The organism is uncultured Thiodictyon sp. (assembly GCF_903946935.1).
GTDB lineage: Bacteria > Pseudomonadota > Gammaproteobacteria > Chromatiales > Chromatiaceae > Thiodictyon.
The window spans coordinates 1-11,799 of the sequence record NZ_CAJAXH010000250.1 but is presented as its reverse complement, the minus strand read 5'-3'; the positions used below and the strand labels follow the sequence as shown (position 1 = coordinate 11,799).

10 protein-coding genes are annotated in these 11,799 nt (G+C 55.9%); 4 read left to right on the top strand and 6 right to left on the bottom strand.

Annotated elements, in window-relative coordinates:
• On the top strand, positions 1–237 hold a 237-nt coding region (locus QZX93_RS22195), incomplete at its 5' end, for a tyrosine-type recombinase/integrase (RefSeq protein WP_295394948.1).
• 275 nt (positions 238–512) lie between these two features.
• Here the strand turns inward: QZX93_RS22195 and QZX93_RS22190 are convergent.
• The 5 genes from QZX93_RS22190 to QZX93_RS22165 form a co-directional block, all read right to left on the bottom strand.
• A complete protein-coding gene (locus QZX93_RS22190) occupies positions 513–890 on the bottom strand; it encodes a type II toxin-antitoxin system VapC family toxin (RefSeq protein ID WP_295394945.1) in 378 nt (125 codons plus the stop codon).
• Positions 891–892: 2 nt separating this feature from the next.
• Positions 893–1,132, bottom strand: a complete 240-nt coding sequence (locus QZX93_RS22185) for a type II toxin-antitoxin system prevent-host-death family antitoxin (RefSeq protein WP_295394943.1) — start codon at positions 1,130–1,132, stop codon at positions 893–895.
• Between the two features lie 703 nt (positions 1,133–1,835).
• The gene (locus tag QZX93_RS22180; protein WP_295394941.1) at positions 1,836–2,069 is read right to left on the bottom strand and encodes a DUF4351 domain-containing protein; all 234 of its coding nucleotides are present in this window, start codon (positions 2,067–2,069) and stop codon (positions 1,836–1,838) included.
• Between the two features lie 6 nt (positions 2,070–2,075).
• Positions 2,076–2,285, bottom strand: a complete 210-nt coding sequence (locus QZX93_RS22175; protein WP_295394950.1) for a hypothetical protein — start codon at positions 2,283–2,285, stop codon at positions 2,076–2,078.
• A gap of 96 nt (positions 2,286–2,381) precedes the next feature.
• On the bottom strand, positions 2,382–2,783 hold the full coding sequence (locus QZX93_RS22165; RefSeq protein ID WP_295394937.1) for an Rpn family recombination-promoting nuclease/putative transposase: 402 nt from the start codon (positions 2,781–2,783) through the stop codon (positions 2,382–2,384).
• A 372-nt stretch (positions 2,784–3,155) separates the two neighbouring features.
• Between QZX93_RS22165 and QZX93_RS22160 the strand changes: the two genes are divergently transcribed.
• The 3 genes from QZX93_RS22160 (at position 3,156) to QZX93_RS22150 (ending at position 8,432) form a co-directional block, all read left to right on the top strand.
• Positions 3,156–4,544 carry a replication initiation protein gene (locus QZX93_RS22160; RefSeq protein WP_295394935.1) on the top strand — a complete coding sequence of 463 codons (1,389 nt, stop codon included), beginning with the start codon at positions 3,156–3,158 and terminating at the stop codon, positions 4,542–4,544.
• Between the two features lie 1,591 nt (positions 4,545–6,135).
• A complete protein-coding gene (locus tag QZX93_RS22155) occupies positions 6,136–7,320 on the top strand; it encodes an AAA family ATPase (protein WP_295394933.1) in 1,185 nt (394 codons plus the stop codon).
• 8 nt (positions 7,321–7,328) lie between these two features.
• Positions 7,329–8,432, top strand: a complete 1,104-nt coding sequence (locus QZX93_RS22150; protein ID WP_295394931.1) for a ParB N-terminal domain-containing protein — start codon at positions 7,329–7,331, stop codon at positions 8,430–8,432.
• A 1,808-nt stretch (positions 8,433–10,240) separates the two neighbouring features.
• Here the strand turns inward: QZX93_RS22150 and QZX93_RS22145 are convergent.
• Entirely contained in the window at positions 10,241–10,687 is a 447-nt protein-coding gene (locus QZX93_RS22145; RefSeq protein ID WP_295394929.1) for a helix-turn-helix transcriptional regulator, read from the bottom strand.
• Positions 10,688–11,799 lie beyond the last annotated feature (1,112 nt).

Here is an 11,799-nt window from a genome sequence, read left to right as displayed (position 1 = left end):
GGGATCGCCACCCCCGACCGCTACAGTGGCCATTCCCTGCGACGCGGCTTCGCCACCTGGGCCAACGGTCATGACTGGGACGTCAAGGATCTGATGGAGTACGTGGGCTGGAAGGACGCCGGGTCGGCCATGCGTTACATCAAGCGCGCGGATGGCGACAACGGGCGCTACCATATCGAGCAGGCCCTGGCGCAGGAGGCGTCGGCCGCCGCGGCGCGTGGCACATCGGACAATTGAGTGAGGTCGCCCACGGCGGGGAACAACCGCCCTCCCCCACCTGGTCGCATGCCCCTGCATCAGCGCCTGATGGGACGGCTGGATACCGCGCGGCACCGTCGGCATCCGTCAGGAGGTACTGACCTGCGCCCTACCGCGCCGTCAGCATCTGCGAAGGAAAATTGTGACAAGGCGCTGGTCCCGATGGCCTTATCCCTGTTGGTGGAGGTGACGCTGATCATCCCACGGACGAACTCAATCATCGGGCGGGCATGGCGCGGCGGCCGTCGACGGACTCAACATTTCAGAAGCGCGACATCGTACTTGGCGATCTCTGGGTCGCGCGTGATCAGGGTCAGGGCCTCGGCGCGGGCCTGCGCGACGAACATCCGGTCGAACGGATCGCGATGGTGCAACGGCAGCGCACGATACTCATTGAGGTGTGAGAGGCGGATCGGCAGAACCTCATAACCCGTCTCAGGGATCGCATCGAAGAAGTCGTCCGGTAGATCCAGCTTGCCGATTGAGGCTTTGATCGCGCATTCCCAGAGGGAGGCACTGCTGACGAAAATGATCGTCGCCGGAGATGCGAGCACGTCTCGTGCAGGGCGGGAGAGCGCTCCCGGGTCACCGAGCGCCCAGAGCAACGAGTGGGTATCGAGCAGGTAGCGCATGCTCAATCAGTTACACCCAGTTGGCGGGCGACGTCCTCGGGCCAGTCGTCGAAGTCTTCGGCGAGGTGGATGCGACCCTCAAAGCGCCCCAGACGGCGGCTCGCGGCGGCAGACTCGTAGCGTGTAATACGCGCCACCGGGTGCCCCATGCGGGTGACAATAATCTCTTCCCCCTGGCTGACCCGCTCCACGACGGCGGAAAATTTCGCTTTCGCTTCGGTCACATTGAGCGTTGTTGACATTGTCGTTCCCGGATGGTTTGACCTGGTCAGACTATAATCATGCCGCGCTCTCGGGGCAAGCTTTAAGAAGGGTGAATCGGCGCCCAACGCAGCACCGATGGATGGCCGGTGACCGCGGTACGACGATCTTCCTCAGCCACCGATCGTCATTTGGGAACCCATCAGGATTAGGCACCGCACGAACCGACTGGATACCGCGCAACGGCGCCTTGTCCAAGCGCTGGTCAGTGCTGACCAGCGCCCTCCCCGCCCCGATTTTCGACGGCACTGGCGACCATTCTCCCGCACCGGTCCCGACTAGCCGATGCCGCACGATCATCATCACCGTCAGGATCGACTGGCGGTCGCAACGGTGCCTCACCGACTGCGGTCGCCTGCTGGGTAATTCCATTCTTAGGATATGAGCTGCCAGATTCGTCAGCGGAGCCATCGGGTCCGCGTCAATCACCAACATCCTGGGAACCGAGGCGCTGATTCGCCGTGCCGCGTCCCCGCCGGTGGAGGTCATGCTGATGAGCAGCCTGACGCGGTTCCTACCGCAGCTCGATGCCCAGGGCAGATGGTCGCAACCTGGGCCGCGCCTTCCCCCCACAACAGCCGGTCGCAACGCTCGGTGGCGGTTGAGACGCTTTTGCGCCGCGTACGCACCCCGCGTACCAGCCGCTCTCACGCATCAATCACCGTTCCAAGACGTGGGATCGCATCAGCGCTGATCGGCAAAAATAGCGTCCAGTGCCTGCGCATCGAGTACCCGGTCCGTCCAGCATTCCAACTCGGCTTCACTGGCCTGGCTCAGGCGTTGTTCAGCCCCGGACGGCAGCGGGCCAAAACGCAGTGTGAGTGGCCGACGCAGCACTTTGGACTCGCCCTCCTGCCTACCCTCCTGTTTCCACTCCTCGGTCCAGGTCTTGACCCGTTCGGCTAACATGGCTTGCATTTCCTGTCATTCGATGACGTTGGGGATCTCGGCCCCGGAGACCCGCGCCGGCAGCAGCACCCGTTTCAGCCACACCACGAAGGCGCGTCGCAAAGCCGTCTGCTCCGCGGCCGCGAACCAGTCGACGAGACAGGCCACCACCCGCTCAATAGCGTCCGGAGCGCGGCTGTTCTCCAGCCGGAACAGGACGGCGGCAACGTTGTGCAGTCCCTTCAAGTCGGCCTCGTCGTAGCGGCGCACCTCTAGCAGAAGATAGCGGATCTGCGGTTGCCAGCGCCAGTTGCTCCGGCAGATCCGGTTCGATGAGGTCGGTCAGGCTGGTTTTCGCCGTCCAGGTGGCCTGGCCGTTGTAGAGCACGATCGGCAACACCGGTGGTAGATACCCGCCGGCGGGGATCTCGCCCGCCGCGGCAGATCCTGGTACAACAACAATCCGACATAGGTGAGCAACCGCGCGGCCATCAGGCGATCGACGGTGGACTGGAACTCCAGCAACAGATACACGTATAACCACCGCTCACCCCAGCGCAGGCGCCAGATGATGTCGTCCTCGCGCTCGCGTAAATCGTGGCTGATACCGATCTCGCGGACCCGCTCCAGGGTGTCGAAGTCCAGCGCCGCAACCCAATCCTCATGCTTAGGTGCTAATTTTGGGCGTCCGTCTTGGTAACCAAGTTCGCTGCAACTCGAATATGGGAGAGTTACTGGGCACAAAGTACCGGACAGACGGGCACTGCCAACTCGGCACAAAATACCTAGACTGAGGCCGAGGTGCCAAAATATGGCCGCAGGAATCGATATAGGAAATCCCTGAGAAAGTTTATTAGGCTAGGTCGATGAAAACTCGCTCAGTAGGCACTCAATGTCGCTAACACTGGGGCATCGCCGAAAATTCTGCCCTTCGCGAGCCGGATAAGCAGTCCGTGGGGGCGTTGCTGGGGCATCCGAATACTCCCGCATCACGAACAGTAACCTGCCGATATCACAGCAACTTTCGGAGAGTTGCGTCCCGTACCGAAGGCCATTAAAGTGCTTCTGTAGCCTAGGATACAGTCACTTTTACTAATTGAAGAAGTTTATCGCGCTATGAGGAAGACCCCGAAAACTCTCGAAGACAGTACTCCGGTGCCAGCAACCCTAGCGGAGCAATCGGATGACGGTCAACCGGTGCTTCGCAAGTACGCGGGCGCTGTGCATATTGGTGCGGATCTGACCTTATATCAGCGACGCGCTTTCAATGTCCTGCTTTTTTGGGCAATGCCGGAGATGCCACGTACGACTCGCCATGAAATAGATCTGGATGAGCTTGCCTGGGGAATGGGATTGGAACGAGCGTCGCAACGCATGGAACGCTTAATCGAAAGTTTGGACAAGATGATGGAGGCGCGGGTTGTATGGAACCTTCTTGACGATAAGGGCGATCTTGAAGAGTGGGAAAGCGCGACGCTGCTCCCTTACGTGAAGGTCAGCAAAAAGACCAGGACAGTGCTTTATGAGTTTACCAGCGCTTTTCAGGAGCGAGTATACAACCCATCGGAATTTGCAGAAATCGCGCTGCGAATGCAAAGGGTATTCCGCTCAGAGCATGCCTTAGCGCTCTACGAGAATACCCGTCGATTCTTAATCAACGGCGAAACACCATGGATTCCGTTGGACACTTTCCGGTCTCTGATGGGCGTCGGCGGTAAGCCCTATTACGATGAGTTCAAATACCTCAGCGCGCGCCTAATCAAACCCGCGATGCGGCAAGTAAACGAGTGCTCAGACATCCAGCTTCAACTGAAGACAAAACGACAGAACCGCACCGTTGTTGAGATAAAATACATCGTTAGCGACAACGCAAAAATGACGTTGTTCGCAGAGTCGCTGACTCAGGAACCAACCCAGATCAGTACCGAGGACGAGCGACGACTGCTCCTCCGGCTATCAGGTTATCGGATCACCGGTAAACGCGCCGAGTTTCTGCTCCACAATCATACCGAGGAACACATCATTCTTGCACTTGACGCGGCAGATGCATGGATGGAGATAAAGGAAGCCGGACGTGAACCCATTGTCAATCCCGCGGGAGTTGCTTACAAGGCCATCACCGAAGGGTGGCGCCTACCCTCAAATGGAAAAGACAGTGCCAACACAGGGGGCTCTACCCAAGAAGATGTGCATCAGACTAAGCTCATCCACGAATCCTCAGAGCGACAGGCTGCGATTGAGAGTGAATTCCGCAAAAAATGGTACGTGGAATTCATCGAACGAACCCCAGAACCAGAGCTTAATTTACTCAAATTAGCATTTGAAGAGGCGCTTGTCGCATCCCCTAGCGACCGCCTGATTCTCGAAAAGTACCGAAAGCAAGGTCTGACTGGCATTGCACGGGGGCTCTTTCAACACTTTCTCGCAGCACGAGGTATCCGGCCTACAGATGAAGAGATCAAAGCCTACACAGAATCAATGCCTACTCGGGGAACCCAACCTTGAGCACGACGAGACATGAAAACACTCCCTGTGGCAACTGCCACGACAGCAACCAATGGCATGTTATAAAAAGCTTTTTTTCTTCTTTTTGATTCCTTGGCGCGCAAGCATGAATCCACCCGCTCGCCCCTCATCGTGTCCCCGGTCCGCCATCTTTCCGGTGACCATAACGATTGAGGGTAGTGGTAATCTGTAGGATGAATCAAGAAGACTCAAACAATTCAGCGCTTTGATATATTGAGATCTATGTGCTCGGTCTTAGCCCTAACGCCCTCCAGATAGCCGCCCTAGCCAACTGAGATGCTAAGTCTCCTGCGTTGGTCTTCGCACCCACCAACCAACCTCGATTAGGCCGCCACAGACCGCAGTGCTCCCACATGCACACACCGTGGTGCAACACGGTGTCACAGGATTGACCGGCCACGGCACTTATGCGCACCCAGGATCAACTTGCCCATTGAGGTAAAGAGAAGACGCCGGCCTGCGGGTCTGTTAGGAAGTTGGGGGTCATCTGGTGGTTTTCGCTTGCCTAGTTCAATGCTTGCTGGCTTTTCAGCCTTCACCAGTGGGGGCTGTCGAAGGATGGGGTAGCAGTAGAGCGACACTCGATTAGTGTGCCCCGATCCGGATAAAACCATCTGAATATAATTGATCTAACATACCGGAACGCTAGACAGAATCCAGAAATTTCGGCAGGTCCCTTGTTGAACAAAGCTAGTTTCAGGCTTTTTACCATATTATCCGTGGGTTGCCGACCTGCCAACATCTAACACAGACACAGCCAATCTAAAACGATGTGCCGCCTTCCATATCTTGGCTCCTGTGCAAACGAAGCGAACACGATACGAAACCAACATCGTGGCTGGTGTGTAAGTGATTTTGTTGCGCTAGCAACCTGCTACGACGTGTGAAAAGTGCTCGTTTCAGGCGGATCGGTGCGATTTTTTGCTTGGGATATGGGTAGGTGTGAGCGCCCTTGGATGCACTGGTTGGCCCCAACTTTCTTGATCGTCGGTTGTCGCACAAGGACTACCATTTGCAGAGATGGGCAAATCTTCCCCACTACGAACGAACGAGGACACGCCAGATATTGGCACCTATCACAAGAAAGTATGCGCTCATCGTAAATGAACTCGATGCCAACATCAGCATAACCACCGGTTTACTGCCGAAGATAAATTCTCGTTCGGCGAGGTCGACGGGGAAAAGTGACGACTTTGTGCGGTCGACATCGTTGCAGCATGCATGTATTTTAACGTCATTAAATCATATACTTAAATCTCAATTTTTGCCGAACGCTTTCACCTGCGGCACGTGAAGTGCCAGATTTAGGCTAGAAGGTGCTAATTCAGGGCGTCCACAACGCCGCAAGTGCTGATATCGGGCGCCCATTTTTGCCACCTTGCCGGCCATTTTTTGGCACTTTTCGCCCGTACTTAGCACTTCAGGAACGTAACACATTGATAAATAACATTTTCATTGTTTGTTAGTAGTATTGATAGTAGTAAATATTCAACAACAGCAATCAAAAACTATTCTTTAGCGCTAGCAGCGACTACAATCTCGCAAATTCGCTAGTATGGAGCCTTCGCTGGTGACAAACGCAGACCCCGTTGAGTTGGAACAACTCGAATTTCTTTATTCCCGGTCGCAGGACGTTTTAGCGGCACTACGTCACGATGTCTTTGCGCCAGAGGGGGTAAAGACCCTTCGTAAGACATGGACGATATCCGAAGCTGCGGAGCTTGTCGGACGCAGCCAACAGTCCATCCGCCTTGCGGAGAAGGAAGGTAAACTGCCTCCATCGAAACGCCTCGAAAGCGGTCGACGCAGCGGATACGCCCTCTCGACCATCAACCAGATGCGGCAACTTTTTGGCACATGGCCATGGAGGGCAAAAAGTGATGAGCCTGTTATTCTAAGCTTTTCAAATTTTAAGGGTGGAGTGGGTAAATCCTCCTTCGCTTGTCATTCGGCTCAGTATTTTGCTATTCGTGGATACCGCGTACTTCTTGTCGATCTCGACAGCCAAGCTAGCACAACCACGGTATTCGGTTTCAATCCAGACATTGACATTACCGAGCACGATACAATCGCGCCATATCTCTTGGGTGATCAGCACTCCCTGCATTACGCCATCAAACCAACTCACTGGCCAGGTATCGATTTGATTCCCAGCGCATTACATTTCTACGGGGCTGAGTATGAACTCGCCGCACAGATTTCAGGTAATGTGCCGCTTCTCGAAAGTCTTCGAGCTGGACTTGACGGTGTTTCCGGAAAGTACGACATCATAATTCTTGATCCGCCACCGGCATTGGGACTCGTATCAGTCAGCGCGTTAGTTGCTGCAAACGCCCTTGTGATACCGGTTCCACCGGCTAACATCGATTTCGCTTCCACGGCGCACTTTTTCGGCATGGTAATCGATGCACTCTCGAGTCTACGCAAGCACGGCGTGACGCCAAACTATAAGTTCGTCAAAGTTGCTCTCTCGAAATACGACGAGCGGAAATCGACGCAGGCGGCGATCGCCGGGATGATGAGCCAGGTTTTCGGCACATCCTTACTCACGACACCAATCAAGGATTCTGCTGAAATCGACAATGCATCAGCACGCTTTGAAACGGTCTATGAACAACCCGCTCCGTTAACGTCGCGCGAGGTTCACAGGCGCTGCCTTGCGTATCTGGACGGGCTGAATCGTGAGTTAGAAATTCTTATCCGCAAAACTTGGCCCAGTCATCACGTTGCGTTGCGTGAAGCCGGCCTGATGTAGGAGCACGTATGGCCAAGAACCGTAACCTGATGTCAGGAATCGCCGATCGCGTCATCAAGTCCCCCGACGAGCCGGCCGGTGAAAATGCAAATCCCGTCCGACGTCCTGAACCGTTGGCAGCAAACTTGGGTGGAGTCACAAATCCGCGGGCGCCGGGTCAACCGGACTCAAAGATCCAGAGAACCGCAATTCAGCGGCATATTTTGGTGGATCCTGCAATATGTCGTCCGTGGTCCCACCACAACCGCGCCTACGAACTATTGAATGAGGATCGTTGCGCGGACCTGATTGCAGGATTCAGAACTTTGGGGCGGCAGCAACGCCCGGCGATTGTTCGCCCATTGATTGGAGATGCTCGTAGCGATGGACTAGGCGGCGAACATGATTTTGAGATTATTTCCGGCGCACGTCGGCATTGGACTGTCTCCTGGCTTCGGGCGCACAATGAAGTCAACACGGAGTCAGAACCTTTTCTCTTTCTCTTGGTTGTACGAGACGACCTGAGCGATGCTGATGCCTTTGAATTATCCGACGCAGAAAATCGGGGTCAGAAGGACATCTCTGATTACGAACGTGCTAAAGAATACCGATGGGCATTGGAGAACCTCTACGAGGGGAATACCTCGCGCATGGCGGATGCCATCCAGATGGATCGATCGCACCTGACTCGCCTGGTAGCACTCACTGAAATGCCAGACATCGTTGTGCGGGCCTATCCGAGTATTCTCGATATCCGCTTGCACCACTGGCGTGAGCTCGGCCCTTTTTTTTCCAGCAAGGAAAAAGCAAAGCAAGAGGCAGTCGAACGGGTGCTTGCTTGTGCCAAATCGATTGTGCATGCGCGCGAGAGTCACAGCGGCAAGGTGCCAACAGATGGCGCTCAGACAGCTGCGCTACTTGTTGCTTCCCTAAATAAGAAAACGAGGGGAGGGGACCGTACTCAGATTCTCGAGACGGTTACTGCCAAATCCACTGGGAAAGTCATGCTTACGATTAAGCGAACTACCAGAGGTATGACGTTTGATCTCCCGCGTAGCTCGGGTGCCACTAAAGATGAGGTAGTCGATGCTCTGCGCCGTGCGATCGACGAACATTTAGAGGCGGGAGAATAGAAAATCTGAAGGGTTCTGATTCTTGAAGTTAGCCAGGATCAGGACCTTGATGCAACGACCTTCGCTCTATTTCGCACAGATTTTTGCCCTCCGCCTGGGAAATTTTCCCGCTGCACCAATTCTCAACCGTTACCCACTTCAAAAATTGTGGCGCAAGGGCTCGTCGTCCAGATGCTAGAGCGCTGTGGCAGTTGCCACAAACGATGTTAAGGTTCTAGGCTGGTTGAAAAAAAATATCACTTTGAATCCTCGATCAGTCCTCCTTGCCCTCCTGATTGACGCGCTGGTTAGCCCACCATTAGCACCAATGATGGCTCGCAGACTCCCCCACTGAAAGGTTTGCCGTGACTGGTAGACCTTCATGTGTCAACCGTCTTCAAAGTCGATTCCCGGTACGAGCAGTTCCGCGAGTGTCTGAAACTCATCGATGGATGTGAATTGGACGATGAGCCGGCCGTGAAGCCGCCGTTGGTCGAAGTCGATCTGTACGGGAAAGCCGCAGCGCTCGGTAAGTATCCTCTCGGTCCGTGCTAAATCGCTCGATGCGCGTCTAGTTGGTCCTGTTGCCAAGCCTTTGCGACTTACCCTCCCGTCCACCCCATCCCATCTGTCAGTTCATCGGGCATTTAGTTTCTTAAGGGCATCAGCGACGAGTCGTTCCATTTCGCGAACACTGTGCGGTCGCCGACGGGCGCGTGCCGGTGTGCCTGGAAGAGCCGCGGCCTTGTAAGCCAGCACGCGTGCGCATTCGGGACATTCGGCGAGCCGTGAGAGGGCTCTTGCTTGTCCGAACGATAAGGGCCTTGGTCGATCAGGTTGAGGACCGGAGTGGGCAGCGTCAACACACGCAGATAGAGAGATCCCTCGGTTCGCGAGAGACCGAACAGTTCTGCTGCAGCGGTTAACGACCAGTTCTGCTCCTTGCGCAACACTCTGACGGCCCGAGCAATCGCCATTTTCGCTCTACCGCACCAAGGAAGTTCTCCTGCGTATGCTGTCGCGCCTGGGTGCTTCGTTGCATCCTGATAGGCATCAAGAGCGGCCAACTGCCGCGCCAGTCGATCATCGGCCCTATCTAACACTTTTGCACGTATGGTATCGCAACGAGCGGCTTGCGCCAGGCGCCAGTTGAATTCTCCAACGAGAAGTTCGTAGCCGCCTTGTGGGCGTCGACGGACCAACACGTTGTCGTGTGCATCCCGGTTGAGGAGCCACGCAGCGATTGCTGAAGGTCCGGGCATCGGCGCTACGGTACGATACGGCGAACGGTGGATGTGTTCAACGGGAATTATGCATTCGGTGGAGCGATCTTGGTCGATGGAAAGGGGAGCGGATGCTACGGCAGAGTTAAAGCGCATTGGTCGATTGTGAGTGCCTCGGTGTGCAACGTTTTCCAACCCTGATACGATTGTGGCGAGCTTGCGTAGTCAGTCGAACAGCTACTTGCTACTCCTTGACCATCGAGCCAAGGGGAAAAAACTGGCGTTGTGTCGGTGATCGGGTGCGAGGACCTCGACAAAGCGTGTCACATGACACGCAATAATATACCAGAAGGCCTCTGCTGCAAGATGACCCCGGCCGCGGTCTAGGTCGCCACGTTCGCGTTCAGCTATAGATAGCAACACGCCGGACCAGGCGACCCATCGGGCTCGCCCGGCGTTCAGTCCAGCTCGATAGGTTGCATCCACCTATAAAAATCAAAGCATTTACGATATATCGCTTTTGGAAATATTGTAGATTGTAACTCTCAGTCGCCTTCTTGTGCCGAGGCCAACGATCGCTCGTAACACGCAGCGATCCCGCCTCGGTCAAATCTGTCGATGTCCCCGCAACGCTAGCAAGATCACTACATACCCCTCTTTGGTCAGTGGTTCTGGCGGGGTCAGCGACCGCAACGCGCCCCATTCGACGGATCGGATACTCAAGATGTCAGCCAGGGCGGCATCGCCGGCGAGGGTGGCGAGTCCCACCGGTGTCTTGCTGTCGGCGAGGAGATGTTCCGTGCCGGTTTCCATGGTCGCCAGTGTGTCATCGTTCTCGCCGCCGAGTAACCAGTGGATGCTAACCTGCAAGGCCAGCGCCAGCGCTTTTACCATTTCGATGGATGGGGCGCGCTTGCCCCGCTCCATGCTGGAAATGTGGCTTTGTGGCGTGTCGCACAAGCGGCCAAGTTCGGATTGGTTCAAGCCAGCGTTATGCCGTGCTGCCACGAGCCGTTCGCCAAGGAGGACGGGATTTTTAGTTTCATGGTTCATCCCTTAAGCATGGACTAAAACGGCCGTCCGTACATAGCTGAAAGCGCTTTTTATGTCAGAAACTCAAAATATACCTGAAAAACTTCAAATAACAGTGAAAAATATTCCGTGAGCCAGCATGCGTTCAAACGCGCACCACATCATCCGTCATGTGTGATCGTCGGTCGCATGCGACGGGTGCGCGAGGTATCCGGCGCCATCCAGAATGTGTTCGGACCTCAGGCTTGGCAAGACCATGGCGACGGTTGTCGGGGTCGAGGATGGCGAGGACCGCCCTTGCGTCGATGGGCTGTAGCGGCGGGGCAGGGTGGTGCATGTCCCCGCCCGTGGCTGTCCGGCCTGTCGCGAAAAGGTGTATCGCGCACGGATCGTAGCCAAACGAAGCGACCCCGACGCGGCGAACCTTGCCCGTGTCTCCGCGGTACTGGGCGCGGAGTTTGCCGAGACCTACCAGTGCAGGCTCGCCGGCGACACCCTCGCCATGATTGGCCAAGCCCATGGCGTGACAGGCGAGCGCATACGTCAGCGCCTGTTACGGGTAAGTGTCTTACTCCATGAGCGGCCTGGAGCCGATTGACCTGGCTGCACGCATTGCGAACCATTTGGTTGATGTCGGATAACAGCACCTGAGCACCTGAGCACCTGAGCACCTGAGGGCTCCGAGGCGAGCCAGCCGGCGCCGCACTGGTTGGAAAGGACCTGGTGTTGCGAGACCCCGCTCCGGCTCTGGCGGTGGGCATCCTGCCGGCGACACGCCCCCGTTGCGCCGCAGACCGGATGCTCCGGCCCGCAAGCTGATGTCAAAACGCGCCGATCAGTCCTGCGGTGACTCCATCATACAACTCGCTGCGTACGGTCTCGAATTCTGCGCTGCGCGAGTGCTATCCAACACCCTGGCTTTGAGTCCCGCGCCAGCCCGGCAGCCAGAGTGCCGGCCAATAAATTAGTATTTTTAGGCTTTATCGAGATGTGCAGAGACTCCCTACCACTCAGGACGGTCCAGATGTCGCGGTTGCCGTGTCCTTGGATCTGGCTGATGATGTCGTAGCAGTTTTCGCGAAGGGCTTTCTGATGTCTACCTCGTCCGCTATGTCTCCAGACTTCAATGTCGG